The following is a 21,116-nucleotide window of genomic DNA, read 5'->3' as shown; positions in this document are numbered from 1 at the left end:
ACATTTAGCATGGTGCGTCTTTAGTAACTTCTTTTTTTACTGCTTGAAAACACAAATTTTAATGAAATATAACACAATAATAGTAATAAGGAGGTTGTAATATGCGTGTTTCTAAAAATGATTTATTTGATTTAATGAAAAATAAACTAGTTAAAGCAGGATTAAATGAAGATGCTGCAAAGGATGTCGCTGATGTTTTGACTTTTGCAGACCATAGAGGTATTCATTCTCATGGTGCAGTCAGAGTGGAATATTATGCGGAACGTATTGCTAAGGGAGGTATTACTGCTAACCCTGAGTATCAATTTGAGCAAACAGGTCCTTCGACAGGTGTTTTTGAAGGGGATAATGGCCCTGGACATCAAGCTGCGAAACAAGCGATGGAAAAAGCAATTGCAATGGCAAAAGAAAATGGTGTCGCAGTTGTTGGGGTGAAACATATCTCTCATAGTGGTGCCTTAGGTTACTTTGTGGAAATGGCATCTAAAGCAAACATGGTTGGTTTAAGTATGTGTCAATCTGATCCAATGGTCGTACCGTTTGGTGGTACAGAACCTTATTTTGGTACAAATCCAATTGCATTTAGTGCGCCGTCTAATGATGAGAGAATTATTACATTTGATATGGCGACAACAGTACAAGCATGGGGCAAAGTGCTCGATGCTAGAGCCAAACATCAATCTATTCCAGATACTTGGGCAGTAGATGCTAACGGCGAGCCAACAACAAATGCAAGAGATGTTCATGCACTAGTTCCAGTGGCAGGTCCAAAAGGTTACGGTTTGATGATGATGGTAGATATCTTGTCTGGAAGCCTGTTAGGTGTGCCACATGGTGTTCATGTTTCATCTATGTACAAAGACTTAACTAAAGGTCGTGACCTAGGACAATTACACATCGTCATTAACCCTGCATTTTTTACTGACTTAGATCAATTTAAATCACGTATTTCAACGATGTTAGATGAACTAAAAGCGCAACCAGCTGCTGAAGGATATGGAGAAATATTCTATCCAGGTGAACGTGGACGCTTACGTAGTGAAAAATACGATGAAAAAGGCATTGAAATAGTTGATGAAATTTACGATTACTTAGTGTCAGAGGATGTACACTTTGATCGTTATCATGGAAAAAATAGATTTGCAGAATAATAACGGAGGAATAGTATGTTATACACAATAATTAAAGAAAACACGTACCAAGATTCGATTGTATTAATGTTGTTATCGAATAAATTGTCTGCTATTGATGGTGTGAACCAAGTTTCAATTATGATGGGCACGCCTGCCAATAAGGATATTTTCAAATCATCAGGATTTGACACTGAAGCATTAGATAATGCGAAACCTAATGACATCGTTGTTATCGTAGATACTGATGATGAATCTAAAGTTGATGAAGTTAATGAACAAGTTGATGCAGAACTCAAAGGTAAAGGTGAAGAGGATGACAAGTCTAAAAAGCAAGACGAAGCTTCAAACTGGAACCGTGCTTTAGAATTAGCAAACAATCCAAACTTGGCATTAATTTCAATTCCTGGTCAATATGCAGCGATGGAAGCTGAAACTGCTTTGAAAAACAATTTAAATGTATTTATGTTTAGTGATAACGTTGCAAAAGCTGACGAAGTGCGCTTAAAACAAATGGCGCATGAAAAAGGATTATTAGTGATGGGGCCTGACTGTGGTACAGGGATAATCCATAGCCTACCACTTGCATTTACTAACACAGTGAACGAAGGTGACATTGGCGTTATCGGTGCTTCTGGTACAGGTATCCAAGAAGTGACTACTATCATTGACCGTGAAGGCAAAGGTGTGACAAATGCAATCGGTACTGGCGGTCGTGACTTATCAACTGAGGTTGGTGCGATTACGATGTTAGATAGTATAAAAGCATTAAATGCCGATCCTAAAGTTAAAGTCATTACTGTTATATCTAAACCACCAGCTAAAGAAGTCGAAGAAAAAGTATTAAATCTTCTACGTAATATTGAAAAACCTGTGGTTACCTTATTCTTAGGTTCTAAACCAACTTACACAGAAGAAAATATCTATCATGCATATACTTTAGAAGAAGCGGCACGCGTATCTGTCCAACTATCTAATGATGAAACGCCGCAATTTAACCCAACTTTTAAGGAAAATCTTGGTATTAAATTTGCTGACAATCAAGACGGCATCAAAGGATATTATTCAGGTGGTACTTTAGCTTCAGAAGCAGCAATGTTAGTGAAGGATACTTTAGGCGACGCTTCAGGTGAAGTAACACCAGAAGGATTCTCATATAAAGGTGGAAACCATGAAATTATCGACTTAGGCGATGACATTTATACACAAGGTAGACCACATCCAATGATTGATCCATCGAAACGCATTGAAATGTTAGAAACATCATCTGATGATCCATCAACTGCTGTAATTATGTTAGATAATGTTATTGGTTATGGTAGTCATGATGATATGGCTAGCGAACTTGCACCGACAATCAAAACGATTTTAGACAAAGTTAAAGCTAATGGTCGTTCATTAGCAGTGCTTGCTACAGTTGTTGGTACGCAACATGATCATCAAGGGTATGATAATCAAGTTAAAACTTTAAAAGAAGCTGGTGCGATTGTTTGTGAAACAAACGACCAAATGGTTCGTACTGCGCTTAACTTAGTTGGCAGCAGCGTAGCACAACCAAAATTATCAACGAAATCATTTGATTCAGAACCTGTAGATTTAACTGTCGATGAAAAAGTGATGAATTTAATAAACATGAAACCAAGCGTGATTAACATTGGATTGAAGAGCTTTACTGAAGCAATCCAAGCAAGCGATGCACCAGTCGTTCAATTCAACTGGCGTCCAATTGCAGGAGGAGACGAAAAATTAATGAAAGTACTGCAATTCTTAAACAATTATGAAGGAGAGACGGTATAAAATGGCATATAAAACAATAGATGAAGCTAACCAAGCAGTCATTGATAAGATGATTGCAGCAGCACCATTTTTAGTGGATGTCGTGCCAGCTAAATCTAAAATTCCTGAACTCAAAGAAAACGTATTATTACATGCTGGCCCACCAATTAAATATGAAAATATGACTGATCCTATGCAAGGTTCTTGTGTCGGTGCAATTCTTTTTGAAGGATGGGCAGACAATGAACAAGACGCACGTAAATTGTTAGAAGAAGGTCAAATCACTTTCATCCCTTGTCACCACGTCAATGCAGTGGGTCCAATGGGTGGTATTACATCAGCTAATATGCCTGTACTTGTTGTGGAAAACAGAGAAACAGGTAACGAAGCATATTGCCAAATGAACGAAGGTATCGGCGCAGTATTACGTTTCGGTGCTTATAATGATACAGTAGTCAATCGTCTTCACTGGATGAAAGATGTTTTAGGACCGGTATTAAGTAAGGCATTACACAAAATGAACGATGGTTTAAATGTGAACGTATTAATCGCTAAAGCAATTGCAATGGGTGATGAATTCCACCAACGTAACATTGCAGCTTCATTAGCTTTCTTAAAAGAAGTTACGCCTATCATCTCATCATTAGATGATGTTGAAGCAGAAAAACGTACTGAGGTATTACAATTCTTAGCTGATACAGACCAATTCTTCTTGAACATAGCGATGGCTACAGGTAAAGCTATGATGGATGCAGCACGTACAATTGAGCACGGTACAGTTGTAACAGCGATGTGTCGTAACGGTGAAAACTTTGGTATTCGTATCGCTGGTATGGGCGATGAATGGTTTACTGCACCAGTCAATACACCACATGGGCTATTCTTCACAGGTTACTCTGCTGAAGATGCTAATACTGATATTGGTGACTCAGCGATTACTGAAACGATTGGTGTTGGTGGTATGGCAATGATCGCTGCACCAGCTGTAACTAGATTCGTTGGTACTGGGGGCTTTGATGACGCATTAGATATCAGTAATGAAATGACTGAAATTTGTATCGGTGAGAATCCAAACTTTGCCATCCCTACATGGAACTTTAAAGGTGCTTGCTTAGGTATTGATGCACGTAAAGTCGTTGAAACTGGTATTACGCCAGTTATTAATACAGGTATTGCTCATAAAATTGCAGGTTATGGTCAAATCGGAGCAGGTACCGTTCACCCACCGATTGAATGTTTCGAAAAAGCAATTACGGCATATGCTGAGAAATTAGGTTTTAAAGCGTGATTTTCCGCGCAACAGCTATAGGCAATATTGCCCAGGAAATATTGGCAAATCATCAAACCTTTTATGTGCATAGTATATTTAACAAAGGATTCAATATTGTCAATGATGCGCAAGAACTGGTATTTATAGGTACAGATGAAAATGGCATGTTTCCGTTCGGCATATTAATAGATCAACAAACGAAACAAAGTTTGTTAAAAGAGATTGCTTTAAACCAACAAATCTCTATAGGTCCTAACACGATATATATTAGTAAAACGTGCCAACTTGTGTGGCATGTCCCATCATTGCCATTTAAAGACTTCGCTGAAAAGGTAAATAATGATGAACTCAAGCAGAATATATCGACATATGATTTTACGATGTATGAAGAAGGTGACTTTGACCGCCAAACAATGAGCCGAATCATACATGCGCTTAAAGATGAAGATGTTGAAACCGTAGAACATTATTATCGCTACTTAATTGGTAGAGGAAAAGGGCTCACGCCCTCTGGTGATGACATTCTAACTGGTATGTTGTTCATTCATTTTACTGATCCTTATATTAGAAAACCAAATTTAGAAAAGTTAAAACAACTACTTGATGAACCATTAACAACACTAGTAGGAGAAACATTTTTAAAATGCGCACAGCAAGGGTTGTTTAGTTCGAAAATATCAGAGTTACAACATGAGCCGTCACTGGCAAATATTGAGCGACTGCTTAAAGTAGGTTCGTCATCAGGAAGAGACACAGTATATGGCATGTTTGTAGCATTAACTTGAAGGAGTGAAACGTATGAGTAAGCGTGTTGTACTTGCTTTAGGCGGTAACGCTATTTTACAACCTAAACAAGAAGCGTCATACGACAATCAATATAAAAACGTGTTTGCTGCTACACGAAAAATGGCAGAGTTGAAAAAAATTGGACATAACGTTGTCATTACACATGGTAATGGACCACAAGTCGGTAATATTATTGCACAAAATGAAGCGGCAAAAGACGTTGTAGATCCACTTCCAATCAATGCATGTAACGCTGAATCACAAGGATTTATTGGTTATATGATGGAAGAATCTTTAAAAAATCATTTACATGCATTAAATATTCAAAGCGATGTGGTAACATTATTAACAATGGTAGAAGTGGATAAAGATGATAAGGCATTTGATAATCCAACAAAACCAATTGGCGTATTTTTTGACGAAATTGAAGCAAAACGCCTAGAAGAAACGCATGGTTTTGTGATGGTAGAAGATGCTGGTAGAGGTTACCGTCGTGTTGTTCCTTCACCAGAGCCACTCGTGATTCACGGTGTCAATCAAATCAAAGCATTGATTGACCAAGCGATCGTTATTTCATCTGGTGGCGGTGGTATACCAGTTTACCGTGATGAAAACGGGAATATTCAAGGTGTGGAAGCGGTTATCGATAAAGACCGCTCTGGTTTAAAACTTGCGCAGCAAGTTGAAGCAGACACATTTATGATGTTAACAGATGTATCAAATGTTTGTGTGAACTTTGGTAAACCGAACGAAAAGAAATTAGCAACAATTTCAGTTGAACAAGCAAAAACTTATGTTGCCGAAGGGCAATTCCCTGAAGGAAGTATGTTACCTAAGATTGAAGCTGCGATTCAATTTGCTGAAATGGGTAAAGAAGCGATTATCTGTTCATTAGATGATGCAGTTGAAGCATTAGAAGGTAAAGCAGGTACACGTATTATATTAAATGTTGAACAATAATGGATGAGTTCTTTAGAAACAATTACTTGCGAATCGTTCAAATGGTTTTCATTTGATCGATTCGTTGTATTATTATATTAAAAGGTTTGGAAGAAAGGTGGTATAAGATGACTGAACCCTATCGTATACATAGAATTAAAGAAAATTGGGGCGTAATTTTGGCAATTGTGTTTATTGCTTCTACTTTACGTGCGCCACTCACATCAGTAGGGCCTGTAGTTGATGAGATCAAGCATGTAATGGAAATTAATAACAGTGTTGCTGGCATCTTAACTACTATACCGCTCATTATTTTTGCGATTGTTTCTCCATTAGTATCGAGAGTAACGTCGCGTATCACAATGTCTCGTACAATTCTGTACTCTACTATATTACTAATAATTGGATTGTATTTACGTGTAGCTGGTGATTTTACTTTATTTATTATTGGTACATTAGTATTAGGGATAGCAATTGCATTTGGTAACGTTGTACTACCTAGCTATGTAAAATGGTATTTCCCAATGCAAATCGGCATTGCTACGGGCATTTATAGTGGAACTATGAACTTTACAGCAGGCTTAGGTGGCGGGTTAAGCTTCCCATTATCACAAACATCACTCGGTTTTAGGTTGTCACTGTCATTTTGGATTATTCTAGGTATTATCGCGATTATTTTGTGGATTCCTAAAGCACGTCAAGGTGCGCAATTAGAACAACATACAATTGATCAAACACAAGTCAAACATCGTAAGAAAGTCAATATTGTCAAATCTAAATTAGCTTGGATGGTTGCTTTGACGATGGGCTTCCAATCTATGGTATTCTATACCGTTGTCGCATGGGTGCCATCTATATTAGTTGATAGAGGGGTAGATCCATCCACAGCAGGTTATTTATTAATGCTCAATCAATTTTCTCAAGTACCTATGACATTTTCATTTCCAATTATAGCATCTAAATTGAAAGACCAACGTATATTGGTCGTTATTATCACAATTTTATTCTTAACTGGTTTTGGCTTATTCTTTACACAATCATTAGTGTTACTTGTTATTGGTATGGTTATTGCTGGTTTAGCAATGGGAGCATGTTTCAGTTTATGTATGACATTCTTCTCAATCCGTGCACGGACGAGTGATGGTAGTATTTCATTATCCGGTTTTGGTCAATCTGTAGGATACTTAATTGCAGCGATTGGACCATTTTTAATTGGATACTTGCATGATTTCACAGGAAATTGGATATCAGGCATTGTTGCATTATTACTCATGTCATTACTATTTTTTATTTTTGGTTATCCTGCAGCTAAAAATAGAGTTGTAGAAGATGAATAATAGCAAAGACTTAAATTTATAATGAAAAAATTAAAAAGGTACGACACCAATGGTTTTTGATGGGCACCTCTAAAGTTGGACTAAAAATCTAACTTCTGAGATGTGCATCATTTTAGGATTGGAGTTGTACCTTTTTTGATTTATATAGTCAAATGATGTGTTGAAATCTTATGATATCGCATTATTATCATAGTGATTGATAAGTGTTTTAATTGCGTTTTCTATATCAAGATTTTTGATATGACCTTGAGCAAGAAGGTGAGTTGCAAATGCAGCTAAAAATGTTAAGATATTCTGTTTTTGGATAGCATAACCCATGATACCGATTCTCCATATTTTACCTTTTAACTCTCCAAAGGATCCTGCAATTTCTATGCCATAATTTTTTAATAAACTGTCTCTGAATGCTATATCATCTATACCATCAGGAATATTAACGCATATAACCATTTTCATTTCGTTCGATTCATTGCCGTATATTTCGAGTCCTAATGCCTTCAAGGCTGCTTTTAAACCTTCTTGGTGAAAGGCATGCCGTTGCGCACGTGCTTCCAGTCCTTCAGATAGTGCTAATCTTAGACCAGTATGAAGTGCATATATTGCAGTCGTTGCTTCAGTATGGTGATTTAAACGTTTTGGGCTCCAATAATCTTGTAATTGTGCTAAATCTAAATAATTACTTCTGATAAAATGATCTGGTTCTGTGGTTTCAGTAGAGCGAATGCCAAGTTCTACACGTTTGCGCGCATTGATGGCATCACTAAATCTATCGTTGAAAGTAATTGGGGTAATACCTGAAGGAATAGATAAACATTTTTGAGCGCCACCGATGACTGCATCTAATTCCCACTCATCTACTGGAATAACCATACCTTGGTATGTAGCCACAGCATCAACAACAGAAAATATCCCTCTTTCTTTACATGCTCGACCAAGTTGATCAATTGGTTGCAATCTACCAGTCGATGTTTCACCGTGTACAATAGCAAGTACTTTTGGTTGATATTGATCTAATGCTTCAATGATTTCTGATTGTTCAAACACCTCTCCCATTGGTTTATAAATGCTGTGAACGATACCACCAGCACGCGTAACCAGTTCAGCGAATAAATAGCCAAAACGTCCGATGACTGGAACTAGGACATCATCACCAGGTTTAACAATACTGGAAATCACAGCTTCTAAGCCAGCACGACTTGTGCCATCAATAGGAAATGACCATTGATTTTTTGTTAAAAAAGATTTACGAATTAGTTCCATTGTTTGATTCATAATGTCTACAAATTCATAGTCAAATTGACCTAAAATAGAGTTTGACATTGCTTGTGAAACGCGGGGGTCTACGCTAACAGGGCCAGGTGTCATAATTAATCTTTTGTTGATTTTTAAATCATCCATATTTATTACCTCGTTTTCCTTTAAATTCCGTCATTATATATTATACTTTATTAAAGCTGAGTTATATTCGTCAAAATCGATAATTATTTAACAATCATTTATCTGAATATTACAAAAATAAAGAAGATAAATAGAAATTATCCTATATACTTGCATGTAGATAAAATGAATTTCAATAGTTTCAGTATTTATAAATGTTTGAAAGAACTTACATAAAATTGTACACTATATAAGCATGCCAAGGGCATGCACACACTATGGGTCGCTGTGAGCATGCCTTAGGCATGTTTCCAGACTTCCTCATAGAAGCAAGCTACTTCCATTAAGGAAGTGGCTTGTATTTTTTTGAGAGATAGTCGTTTGAGCAATCTTGATTTTCATTAATCATAACGCGTTGTATCGTAAACGATTTTCTATTACAATGTGTATGGATGTTAAAAGTTGGAGTGACAATAGATGATAAATGTAAAAGAACCTAATCCGATATTTTTGGAAAATAAATCTTCTGAACGTGCTATATTGTTATTACATTCATTTACAGGTACGATTAGAGATGTAAAATTATTAGCTACAAAATTAAATAAAGCTGGTTTTACATGTTATGCGCCTTCCTATAAAGGGCATGGCTTATTGCTCGAATCATTGATGGCTTATGACGCAGAGGATTGGTGGCAAGATGCGCTAGAAGGATATCAATATTTGCAAGATCAAGGTTATTCAAATATAAGTGTATGCGGCATCTCATTAGGCGGTATTTTGTCTTTAAAATTGGCGGAAGAAAAGCAGGTTGCTTCTGTTGCAGTGATGTCGACACCGTTTAGTAAAGACGATGCTGGACTTGCAAAAAGGCTGGAATTTTATGGAGAACGCATGGGAAACTTAGTAGGTTTGTCACAAGAAGCAATACAACAACAGATGAATCAAATTGAAAACTATGCCGTTGGTTTTGATAAATTTAAAAAACTTGTTGATGATGCGATGGCACACTTAAATCAAATTTCTGTCCCTATTGCTATAAAGTTTGGCGAACAAGATGAAAAGGCTTATGAAGCTAGTGCAAATTATATTTATAATCAAATTGAGCATGAGGATAAAGAAATTCAAGGTTATCCTACGTGTAAACATTTAATGACGTATGGTGAAGGTCATTTGGATGTAGAGCAAGATGTGATAGCGTTTTTTGAAGATTATACATAAACAATTTAAATACTAAAAAGGATGGTTTCTACCCAATATGAGTAGAGCCATCCTTTTATGTTTCAATATGTTTAAAATTAAGTTCTCCAAAATGTAGTACAATTCGCTTTGTCTTCGATATTGAATTGAATCATGGACTGCAATAGTTCATAGTTAACGTCTTGTGTCCATTTAATACGAAATAAATTATTGGTTTGTGAATATCCAGATTCTGCAATCTGTTCAGTAAATTCAGCCATTCCTTTTGCTTCAGGTGCTACTGAGAAATGCTGTTTAGATTTACTAAAAGCAATAATAAACGTACCGTGATGCGTAAACATCGGTTGATTCCATTTTACTGTTGTTTCGAGTTCAGGAAAAGTCTCAGAAATCCAATTAAAGATAGCTTCCATTGTGGCTGTTTGTTTGTCATTTTCTAATGACTCCAAAAATTCATTAAATTCAGTCATACCCAATCACAATCCTTAAATAGCAAATTTTATTATATAGCTAACATGTATTATACCAATTACATACAAATATATCATTTTATAGGTGAGTGAATATAATGGAAAATTCTAAATTATGCGTATAAACAACTTTAAAAATCCGAAAACCTTTTTGAAATTTTACTATTTTACATAAAAAATACATCCCATAGTTGAAGGGATGTATTGATGAGAATGGATATGTGTTGACATACCGTCTGGTTAATAGTGCGCACTAACTTAAGTCATTTTAGCTTGCGATTTAGCATAGCAGAAATCGATAATAATACCGATTAGCAGACACACTATAAATGGTATCAACCATGCTAATTGGATATTTGCTAATGGGAAATGCGCATATACAACATTAAGTATTTTAATTAAATTAAAGTCATTTAATATTTGTAATAAAGAAATAATCAATGTTGCAATTGTTGGTATGATAAAGCTATATTTCATTTCAAATGAGATGAAGATACTCAATAACGAAATAAGCACTAATACGATAGATGTTGGATAAATAAATGTAAGTAATGGTACAGCAATTTCCAAAATAAGTTCTAATCCTAAAGTAGAAACAGTAAAACCTAATATTGAAAAGATAAGTACAAATAATTTATAAGAAATCTTTGGTAATTTTTTCATTGCAAACGCTGAACAAGCATTTACAAGTCCAATACAAGTTGTTAAACAAGCTAGTATCACAATTATCCCAAAAATTAAGTTTCCTAAAGACCCAAATACACGTAATGAGTTAAAAGTTAAAATATCTGTGCCATCTTTTAAGCCTGTTTGATCAGTTGTCGCGCCAACATAAGCTAAAGCAAAATAAATGATAAATAACAGCACGGCAGAAATAAAACCTGCTTTCACAACATTTTTAACTAATAACTTTGGTTCATTAATACCATTTAATTTAAAACTTTGAACAATGACTACTGAAAAAGCGAGTGCAGCAACGAGGTCCATTGTGAAATAACCTTCTAAGACACCAGACACAAGTGGTGTTTGCGCAAAGTCGCCACCAGCTTTACCAATTGAACCTTCTGGTTTAATAATAACTAAAATACATAAAATAGCGATAATGCATATTAAAATAGGTGTTAGGTATTTACCTAAATTATCTATGATTCGATTTGGATAAAGTGCAATCAAGTAAACAACTAAGAAGAAGACTGCTGAAAATATAATTAAAGTTAATTGATTATGTACAGGTAATACGTTTTTCGTGCCAATTTCGTAAGCGACATTTGCAGCACGTGGTATACCATATAATGCACCAATAGATGCATAAATACAGATTGCAAAAATCGTACCAAATAACGGATGGACTTTGTTACCAATACTTTCAACGCCACCGTTCATATAAGCTACGACGATGACTGTTAAATATGGTAATAAAATACCAGTGATTGAAAATCCTATCATTGAAACCCACATATTTTCTTGAGCTGTATATCCTAACATAGGTGGAAATATTAGATTTCCGGCTCCAAAGAAAAATGAGAATAACATTAGACCAGAAATCAGTATGAGTCTATTCATTTTAATACCTCTATTTTTTTAAAATTATTTGTTGCAAAACATACATTAATATAACATAAAAGTTATATGAATTCAATGAAATTTCAGAAAATTAGAATGTCTAAAATGTTAAATGAAGTAGTTTTTAATGTCATGTTTGTAAATGTGATGATATCGAGTGTTTTAAGTAATTAACTATTGAGCTCAATTCAAAAAAATGTTATAGTAGTTTCCTATGTTACATAAACGCTTTAACGCAGTAAAGAATAATAGGGTGTAAAGGATGTATGAAAGATGCATAATGAATCTCAATGGAAGTCATCGCTCGGTTTCATATTGGCAAGTGCGGGGTCTGCGATAGGGCTAGGCGCAATGTGGAAATTTCCATATATGGCAGGTATTTATGGTGGTGGGGCTTTCTTATTAATGTTTTTAATATTTACACTGTTTGTAGGACTGCCATTATTAATGATGGAATTTACAGTGGGAAAAATGGGCAAAACATATACTACTAAAATATATGAAAAATTAACAAATAGAAAATGGTTAAATATTATAGGATGGAATGGTAATTTAGCTGTATTTATCTTATTTGGTTTTTATAGTGTCATCGGTGGTTGGATTATCATTTATATATTTAATGTATTACTTCAAATATGCTCGTTTAATGGTGGTAAATTAAGCCAAATAGAATTTGAATCTATTATAAGTAATCCATGGTTGACGGTTACAGGCCAAGGGATATTTATTTTGTTGACGATGTTCATTGTAATGATGGGAGTTGAAAAAGGATTAGAAAAAGCATCTAAATTTATGATGCCATTATTATTTATCTTCCTTATTATTATTGTTGTTAAATCGCTAACTCTCGATGGCTCGTTCGAAGGATTGAAATATATGTTGCAACCACGATTAGAAGATATTTCAATAGAGGGGATTTTATTTGCGCTAGGCCAATCGTTTTTTACACTGTCATTAGGAACAACAGGCATGATTACATATGCTAGTTATGCATCTAAAGAAATGACTATTAAAACTTCGGCTGTTTCTATTGTAGCGATGAACATTCTAGTATCTGTGTTAGCAGGTTTAGCAATTTTCCCTGCGATTTCAGCTTTCGGTTATAGTCCAACTGAAGGACCTGGATTACTATTTAAAGTGTTACCAAAAGTATTTGATCAGATGGCATATGGTTCAGGTTTTTATTTTATTTTTTTGATATTATTTTTATTTGCAGCACTTACTTCTTCAATTTCGTTACTAGAACTCAATGTGTCAAACTTTACTAAAAATGATAATTCGAAACGTAAATCTGTATCGTTTTATATAAGTGTACTTGTTTTTATGATAAGTATTCCTGCAACATTATCTTTTGGAAGTCTGAGTCATGTAAAATTTGCAGCAGGTACTATTTTTGACAACATGGATTTCTTAGTTTCCAACATTTTAATGCCTATAGGTGCGTTGGGAACAACACTTGTTGTAGGACAATTACTTGATAAACACGCTTTAAAAGAACACTTTGGAAAAGATAAATTTAGGTTATTTATGCCTTGGTATTATCTCATTAAATTTATTTTACCAGTCGTTATTATATTAATATTTGTCGTACAATTTTTATAGCAATTAAATAACATTAATTATTAGCCCTTTATCATATCAATGTGAAAATTGAGTATTGATAAAGGGCTTTTTTGAATAATTTGTAAAGTATGAATTAAGTTATTATATTTTTATTTATATTGTTGACTATTTTTTATTTGTTTAGTAAGGTCAAATTAAATTATTTATTTAAAAAATTTGTTGTAGTGCATTAATTGTTTTAAATAGATAATTTAATTTTTACTATTATTTGAAAACGTTTTCTGAAAGGAGTAATTTATGAAAGAGATTATTGGTAAAATTTTCGAATTAGTACCGCGTTTTATTTTAAATCTATTCATTTAGCAAAAGGAAGTTTGTTATTTATTAAATTCTATTAACCAAGAGGTGTCTAGTATGGAACAGAAAAAAAACAAATATAGTATTCGCAAATTCACTTTTGGCGCATCATCTATATTAATTGGAGCTTTACTCTTTATAGGCGTAGACAATGCGCAAGCTGCTGAAACAGAAAAACAAGCAAGCGAAATGAGTTATCAGGACATTGGGGAACATGTTGGGGAAACAAATAGTGATAACACTACTGGGGAAAGTAGTGTACCGGTTAATAAGAATAATAATTTAGAGTATGATAAACAAACTTCAGAAAATCAAAGCTTACATAATGATAAATTAACGACTGATGCAGAAAACGTAAATAATGAAAAGGTAGACTTAGAAAATAATAAAAATAACACAACAGAAGAAGTAGATCCAGACTACAATAAACAAGATAAAGGCAAAGCAGAGGCAACAGAAGAAGTAGATCCAGACTACAATAAGCAAGATAAAGCCAAAGTAGAGACAACAGAAGAAGTAGATCCAGACTACAATAAGCAAGATAAAGCCAAAGTAGAGACAACAGAAGAAGTAGATCCAGACTACAATAAGCAAGATAAAGCCAAAGTAAAGACAACAGAAGAAGTAGATCCAGACTACAACAAGCAAGATAAAGCCAAAGCAGAGGCAACAGAAGAAGTAGACCCGGACTACAATAAACAAGATAAAGGCAAAGTAGAGACAACAGAAGAAGTAGATCCAGACTACAACAAGCAAGATAAAGCCAAAGCAGAGGCAACAGAAGAAGTAGACCCGGACTACAACAAACAAGATAAAACTAAAACAGAGGCAACAGAAGAAGTAGACCCGGACTACAACAAGCAAGATAAAACTAAAACAGAGACAACAGAAGAAGTAGACCCGGACTACAACAAGCAAGATAAAACCGAAGCACAGACAACAGAAGAAGTAGATCCAGACTACAATGAACAAGATAAAGTAAAAGAGATGAAAGTAAATGAAAGTGCATCCCAATCAAAATCTCAAAATGATATTAAATTTGGGCAATTAAAAAATGACAATTTAGCTAACGAAGATAGCCAAAGCAATCAACAGAAAAACGATCCAGATAAAAATTTAGCTTTACTTAAGAAAAATGCGGTTGCTACAACAAATAATCAAGTGAACCAACAGAACGCTGAAAAAACGCAAGAACAACCAACAAAAAAAGCGAAACAAGGCCAATATAAAAACCAAGATCCCATTATATTAGTACACGGTTTTAATGGTTTTACAGACGATATTAAACCATCTGTTTTACCTCATTATTGGGGAGGCGACAAATTAAATATTCAACAAGACTTAGAACAAAAGGGTTACAATGCATATGAAGCAAGTATTGGTGCGTTAAGTAGTAACCATGACAGAGCAGTTGAATTATACTATTACATTAAAGGCGGTACAGTAGATTATGGGGCTGCACATGCTGAAAAATATGGTCACGACCGTTATGGCAAGACATATGAAGGTGTATATAAAGACTGGCAACCAGGTCAAAAAGTTCATTTAGTTGGTCATAGCATGGGTGGACAAACGATTAGACAACTAGAAGAATATTTACGTAATGGTGATCCAGAAGAAATAGAATATCAAAAACAACATGGTGGCGATATAGCACCAGTATTTCAAGGTAATAACGATAACATGATTAGTTCAATTACTACCTTAGCAACACCCCATAATGGTACACACGCAGCTGATCAATTAGGTAATGAAACGCTTATCAGACAAGTTGCGTTTGATTACGCGAAACTAAAAGGTAATAAAAATTCTAAAGTTAGCTTTGGTCTTGAGCAATGGGGTTTAAAACAAAAAGATGATGAGACATATAATCAATATGTTAAACGATTGAAAGACAGTAAATTATGGACGACAAACGATAATGGCTTTTATGATTTAACCAGAGCAGGAGCGACTGAATTAAATAAAAAAACTTCACTAAATCCGAACATCGTTTATAAGACATATACTGGAGAATCTACAAGAGATGGATTATTTGGTAAACAAAAATCAGATATTAACATGTATTTACCTATGGGATTAACAGGTAATGTGATTGGAAAAGCACCTGAAAAAGAATGGCGTGTCAATGATGGCCTGGTTTCAACAATTTCAGCATTACATCCATTTAATCAAGCACATGTAGAAGCATCGAACCAGGTTCAAAAAGGTGTTTGGCAGGTGACACCAATTATGCATGATTGGGATCATGCGGACTTTGTTGGACAAGATAGTAATGATACAAAGCGTTCACAAGCAGAATTAAGACAATTTTATGAAGGTATTGCTTCAGACTTAGTAAAAACTGAAAACGCTGAAGCATAGATCAAGCGATGCAAATACATTTTATGAAGGTGAGGGTAAATGATGAGTGGAGACTTTTTTGATTTAGTAGGTTCATTATTCAATATATTGAAAACTTTATTTTCGTAAGAAAGTAGAAATAAATATAATGAAGGAAATTAAATATTATTATATAAAGAGAATGGTTTAAGACGATTTGATATGAAAAATTGAGCGAGGATAAATAATCAAAATTTATGGTTTTGATTTTATCCTCGTTTATTTTTTATTAAGCGTACTATGATTTGAGTCATATTTTCTTGAATACAATTTTTGTATAATAATGAAGTATGATAGGTGAATAAGCTTATTGAACGGGTAAAAGAAGTGAAACAAGACGTTAAAGAAGGAGGAGAGAAATAAAAAAAAGAACAACATCAGTGAATGGTTTCAGTGCAACTATTGGTTATAGTATGTATCAAAAAAAAGACTGATACATACCGTACCAGTCTCTTTATAGAGGTTAGAAATTATTTACCTGTGAATAAACCAACGATTTTTTTGATGATATCAATGATAAAGTCCATGTCTTTCACCTCACTTTTATTTGTTAACTTCACTATAAAAGACTTGTGCTAAATTTTGTTTGAAATTCCCTAAATAGTAATAAATTATTCCAAAATGGAATTTAATAAAAAAATATAACAATAAAGTATTCAAAAGTGTATGAAAGATGATTACATTATCATTTATACTTAATAGAAGCTTATTTTCAAAAAGCAACATTTTTTAAATATAAAATTTCCATAGAAACAAAGTAAATGTCAATTCGTAAATCAAAAACATTGATGTCTTAACATCATACTATTATCAAATTTTGTGAAATTAACTATATGTAATAAAGTTTAAAAAGACTGAGCGTAATTGTTTGCAGTGATACCGTATATTTTTTTGAATTGTCTATTTAAGTGTGTTAAATCAGAAAATCCTAATTCACTAACTGCTAAATGTATATCTTTATCTATTTCTATGATATTTTTTGCTTCTTTAATTTTGCTGTTTAATAAAAATTGATAAGGTGTTATCCCAGTTTGCTCTTTAAAATATCGTATAAATTGGAATTTTGACATGCCGAATTCATGTGCTAAATCTGTAATTTTCAAATTTTCTTTTAATCCATAAAGTATTCTTCCCTTAATCTTACTTATATAGGCGTTACTTTCAACATGTTTCTTAATTGTAGATTGATTTACTAAATCATCTACAAGTTTGATTAATTGCTCATCTATAATTTCTCCCTCGTATTCATGAAATATAGCATTCGCTAGATGATATACATCAGATTCAATTTTACTATTATAAATTATTGGTGTTGTAAATTGAATAGGTTCTTTACGTTCAGCTGCATCTAATAATACAGATGGTTCAATATATAACATAAAATATTCAAGGCCTGAACGATCGTGAGCCATTCCATCATGGACTTGTTCTGGATTAAATAACATGATGCCATCTTGGTATGAAAGTTGAAGCTTACCATCCAAATGATAATGTTGTATTCCTCTTTTAGTAACGCCAATAGCATATTCGCTATGTGTATGATTTTTATATGAGAAGTCATTAATACTTGCAGATAAAGCAGTAATTCCTCCATTTTTTTTATATATGAATTCTTCCATCTTTTCACCTTCTTTTAAGTTCTTTAAACCCATAACATAATTGCAGCATAAATCAAAAGTATACCTAATACAATGTTTAAAATTTTATTATATTTTTGAAATATTTTATTAAATATAGCGCCAAAACCCACCCAAATCATAAAAGCAATAAACCCAATGGTACCTATGATAAATATATTTGTCAGTAATATATAATTTTCACTTGAATAGGGTGATATAAAGCTAGGAAAAACGGTTAAAGTGAATAAAATTACTTTAGGGTTTATAAATTGCAACAATAAACCAGAAAAAAATGAACCTTTCACTTTTGACTCATCTTTTTTTGAAACATCCATATTGAATATTTGATAAGCCAAGTGAATCATATAAATGGTACCTAAAATTTGTAAATAAATGATGATATTTGGAAGGACTTTATTTAAAAAAGAGTTCAATATAGCAGAAATTACAAGCAATACTACAAACCCAATGATTGAGCCATATATGAATCGCATACCAGATTTTATTCCATAGTTCTGAACATTAGATAAAATTATGATGTTGGTGGGGCCAGGTGTTGCAGTAACAATAAAACAATAAACAATCAAAGTAATCATATTCATAATATACTCCTTAAAATTTAATCGTTTTAATAGAGTATACGTAAATGAATATTTTATATAGGATATTATTGCATTGATAATTTTCCAAAAATATAAATACTGCAATTTTATCCTATATATAACACTTGATTCTATATAAGATATAGAAAAATATTTGTTATCACCCTAAAGGAGTAAATTATATATGGTTTTTGATACTAAAATTAAAATTGTTTTGAGAGAAGACTTAGAAGTATGGCAAAAATTAAATGTAACTGCCTTCTTAATGAGCGGAATTGCTGGAACCCAAAATATTATTGGGGAATACTATATAGATAAGGATAACGTACAATATTTACCGATGTCTCAGCAACCTGTGATGATACATTCATCGACACAAGAATCCATGGTAGAGTTGTTACAAAAATCTTTGAGTAAAGATGTTGTTATCACAGTATATACTGAAGAGTTATTCTCCACATATAACGATGCAGATAATCGCGCGGTAATTGCTAAATATAAAACAGAGGACTTAAACCTTGTTGGCATTGGTATACGCGGTAAGAAAAATCATGTAGATAAATTATTTAAAGGATTTGCGTTGCATAGCTAAATAAATTAATGACATTAACATAAAAAACCAACGTACATTTTTGATGTACATTGGTTTTTATTTAAGAGTTCAAATTATACTTTTAACATTAATTATAGAATGGTATTAAACAAATTAAACAAATGTGATGCATTAGTCAGTAATTGCACCTTTTGAAGCAGATGATACGAGTTTGGCATATTTTGCTAAAGTACCACGTGTTTCTTTTAGTGGTGGTGCTTGCCATGCATTGCGGCGACGTTCTAGCTCTTCATCTGAAATATCAAAACTAATTTCTAAATTTTTAGCGTCAATGGTAATGATGTCGTCTTCTTGAAGTAATGCCATTGGGCCCCCTGCTTGGGATTCTGGAGCAGCGTGACCAACTACTAGACCATGTGAACCGCCTGAAAAACGTCCATCTGTTAGCAATGCTACAGATTCACCTAATCCTTTTCCTACTAAAATAGAAGAAGCTGATAGCATTTCTGGCATACCAGGCGCCCCTTTTGGTCCAGCATAGCGAATCACCACAACATCTCCAGGTTGTATATCGTCATTGAGTATGGCTTTTGTTGCTGCAGGTTCTGAATCAAAAACCTTAGCAGGTCCTTTAATATAAGTCACACTTAAACCTGAAATTTTGGCTACTGCGCCCTCAGGTGCTAGATTACCTTTTAAAATAACAAGTGGACCCGTAGGATGTTTAGGCTGATCAAAATTAATGATTGCTTTATCGTCAGAAAGGCTAGGTTGTTGAGCTAAGTTTTCAGCAACGGTTTTCCCAGTAACTGTTAAACAATCTCCATGAATTAACCCTTTTTCATGTAATAATTTCATTACACCTGGCACGCCACCTACTTCATCAAGATGTGCCATGACGTATTTGCCGCTAGGTCTTAAATCAGCAATATGCGGTACGCGTTTACGTATTTTTTCAAAATCATCAAGTGTCAAATCTACGTCAATAGTATGTGCAATAGCTAGTAAATGTAAAATCGCATTTGTAGACCCACCTAATGCCATGACAACAGTAATTGCATTTTCAAATGCTTCTTTGGTCATGATATCTTTAGGATATATACCTTGTTCCAATAAATGATAAACAGCTTTGCCTGCTGCACGACTATCTTTAGATTTATTAGTTGATACAGCTGGGTGAGACGCACTTCCAGGTAAGCTCATTCCCATAGCTTCAATGGCAGAGGACATTGTATTCGCAGTAAACATCCCGCCACAAGCACCAGCACCAGGGCAAGCAGCGCACTCTACTTTATGTAATGCTGCCTTATCTATTTCTCCATTATTGTATTGTCCCACACCTTCAAAAGCAGATACGGCATCCAAATCTTTACCATTTAATTTTCCGGGTAATATAGTACCGCCATATACAAAGACAGCGGGTAAATTAAGACGAGCGATACCAATCATACATCCTGGCATGTTTTTATCACAGCCACCGATTGCTACTACGCCATCTAAATTTTCTGCGTTGACTACAGACTCAATTGAATCAGCAATGATTTCACGACTTGGCAATGAGAAACGCATACCATCTGTGCCCATGGAGATACCATCTGAAACTGTTATCGTATTAAAAATCAATGGTGAACCTCCGGATTCGCTTATACCGCGTTTAGTTGCACGAGCGAGACCGTCGATGTGCATATTACATGGTGTGACTTCACTCCATGTACTAGCGACACCTATCATAGGCTTTTCAAAATCTTCATCTTCAAAACCAAGTGCACGTAAATAAGATCGATTTGGTGTGCGACTTACACCTTCACTAATCACTTTGCTGCGAATTCGTAAATCGTTTGGTTGTTGATTTTGCGATTGTTCCTTGCTCAAATAATCCCCTCCAAAATAAAAAACATAATATATTAAGAATAGTCTGAAAATTAATAATAAACACCAAGCAGTGTGACGCTTAAACGTTCATACATATCACTAAACCGTGAGGTGCCAAAATGTGTAAAAATTATTAGATTAGCTATACAAATGTATAGACATACACAATATCTATTTATTTAATTGATGTCAATATCAAAAGATTGCCTATAATCATTATTACCCCTTATCATATAAAATTATAGAATATATTGAAGAAAATTATACATAACTTAGAATAACTATATTTTTGTTGTTTCGAGTGAATGAGTGGGGTTGATCGA

16 protein-coding genes are annotated in these 21,116 nt (G+C 34.0%); 10 read left to right on the top strand and 6 right to left on the bottom strand.

Going from position 1 to position 21,116, the window contains the following annotated elements:
* The first annotated feature begins 101 nt into the window (after positions 1-101).
* The 6 genes from allD (at position 102) to JG554_RS12225 (ending at position 7,238) form a co-directional block, all read left to right on the top strand.
* On the top strand, positions 102-1,151 hold the full coding sequence (gene allD / locus JG554_RS12250; protein ID WP_046207018.1) for an ureidoglycolate dehydrogenase: 1,050 nt from the start codon (positions 102-104) through the stop codon (positions 1,149-1,151).
* Positions 1,152-1,166: 15 nt separating this feature from the next.
* On the top strand, positions 1,167-2,927 hold the full coding sequence (locus JG554_RS12245) for an acyl-CoA synthetase FdrA (protein WP_064209612.1): 1,761 nt from the start codon (positions 1,167-1,169) through the stop codon (positions 2,925-2,927).
* A gap of 1 nt (position 2,928) precedes the next feature.
* Positions 2,929-4,194 carry a YlbE family protein gene (locus JG554_RS12240; protein ID WP_064209611.1) on the top strand — a complete coding sequence of 422 codons (1,266 nt, stop codon included), beginning with the start codon at positions 2,929-2,931 and terminating at the stop codon, positions 4,192-4,194.
* Positions 4,191-4,961: an oxamate carbamoyltransferase subunit AllH family protein gene (locus JG554_RS12235; RefSeq protein WP_107359891.1), complete on the top strand. Its 771-nt coding sequence runs from the start codon at positions 4,191-4,193 to the stop codon at positions 4,959-4,961. Before JG554_RS12240 ends, JG554_RS12235 begins: the two co-directional genes overlap by 4 nt.
* A 13-nt stretch (positions 4,962-4,974) precedes the next feature.
* Positions 4,975-5,922 (top strand): carbamate kinase, encoded by a 948-nt coding sequence (arcC, locus tag JG554_RS12230; protein ID WP_107359890.1) that lies wholly within the window; start codon positions 4,975-4,977, stop codon positions 5,920-5,922.
* A gap of 107 nt (positions 5,923-6,029) precedes the next feature.
* On the top strand, positions 6,030-7,238 hold the full coding sequence (locus JG554_RS12225) for a CynX/NimT family MFS transporter (protein WP_046207013.1): 1,209 nt from the start codon (positions 6,030-6,032) through the stop codon (positions 7,236-7,238).
* A gap of 168 nt (positions 7,239-7,406) precedes the next feature.
* Here JG554_RS12225 and JG554_RS12220 read toward each other — a convergent pair whose 3' ends face one another.
* Entirely contained in the window at positions 7,407-8,636 is a 1,230-nt protein-coding gene (locus JG554_RS12220) for a pyridoxal-phosphate-dependent aminotransferase family protein (RefSeq protein ID WP_064209609.1), read from the bottom strand.
* A 456-nt stretch (positions 8,637-9,092) separates the two neighbouring features.
* Between JG554_RS12220 and JG554_RS12215 the strand changes: the two genes are divergently transcribed.
* Positions 9,093-9,833, top strand: a complete 741-nt coding sequence (locus tag JG554_RS12215) for an alpha/beta hydrolase (RefSeq protein WP_046207011.1) — start codon at positions 9,093-9,095, stop codon at positions 9,831-9,833.
* Between the two features lie 77 nt (positions 9,834-9,910).
* On the opposite strand, the gene JG554_RS12210 is transcribed toward JG554_RS12215, so the two are convergent.
* Both JG554_RS12210 and brnQ read right to left on the bottom strand, forming a co-directional pair.
* Positions 9,911-10,282 (bottom strand): iron chaperone, encoded by a 372-nt coding sequence (locus JG554_RS12210; RefSeq protein WP_046207010.1) that lies wholly within the window; start codon positions 10,280-10,282, stop codon positions 9,911-9,913.
* A 258-nt stretch (positions 10,283-10,540) separates the two neighbouring features.
* On the bottom strand, positions 10,541-11,845 hold the full coding sequence (gene brnQ / locus JG554_RS12205) for a branched-chain amino acid transport system II carrier protein (RefSeq protein ID WP_046207009.1): 1,305 nt from the start codon (positions 11,843-11,845) through the stop codon (positions 10,541-10,543).
* Positions 11,846-12,118: 273 nt separating this feature from the next.
* Between brnQ and JG554_RS12200 the strand changes: the two genes are divergently transcribed.
* Positions 12,119-13,447, top strand: a complete 1,329-nt coding sequence (locus tag JG554_RS12200; protein ID WP_203265316.1) for a sodium-dependent transporter — start codon at positions 12,119-12,121, stop codon at positions 13,445-13,447.
* 375 nt (positions 13,448-13,822) lie between these two features.
* Entirely contained in the window at positions 13,823-16,129 is a 2,307-nt protein-coding gene (gene lip, locus JG554_RS12195; protein WP_203265315.1) for a YSIRK-targeted triacylglycerol lipase, read from the top strand.
* Between the two features lie 863 nt (positions 16,130-16,992).
* Here lip and JG554_RS12190 read toward each other — a convergent pair.
* Entirely contained in the window at positions 16,993-17,766 is a 774-nt protein-coding gene (locus JG554_RS12190) for an AraC family transcriptional regulator (protein WP_107359887.1), read from the bottom strand.
* 23 nt (positions 17,767-17,789) lie between these two features.
* Entirely contained in the window at positions 17,790-18,368 is a 579-nt protein-coding gene (locus tag JG554_RS12185; RefSeq protein ID WP_107359886.1) for a LysE family translocator, read from the bottom strand.
* A gap of 184 nt (positions 18,369-18,552) precedes the next feature.
* Here JG554_RS12185 and JG554_RS12180 point away from each other — a divergent pair, with 184 nt between their 5' ends.
* A complete protein-coding gene (locus JG554_RS12180; protein WP_107359885.1) occupies positions 18,553-18,960 on the top strand; it encodes a DUF2000 domain-containing protein in 408 nt (135 codons plus the stop codon).
* A 132-nt stretch (positions 18,961-19,092) separates the two neighbouring features.
* On the opposite strand, the gene ilvD is transcribed toward JG554_RS12180, so the two are convergent.
* On the bottom strand, positions 19,093-20,793 hold the full coding sequence (gene ilvD / locus JG554_RS12175) for a dihydroxy-acid dehydratase (protein WP_107359884.1): 1,701 nt from the start codon (positions 20,791-20,793) through the stop codon (positions 19,093-19,095).
* Positions 20,794-21,116 lie beyond the last annotated feature (323 nt).

This window comes from Staphylococcus sp. 11-B-312 (assembly GCF_016743055.1).
GTDB lineage: Bacteria > Bacillota > Bacilli > Staphylococcales > Staphylococcaceae > Staphylococcus > Staphylococcus ureilyticus.
This window is presented reverse-complemented; position numbering and strand designations above follow the sequence as displayed.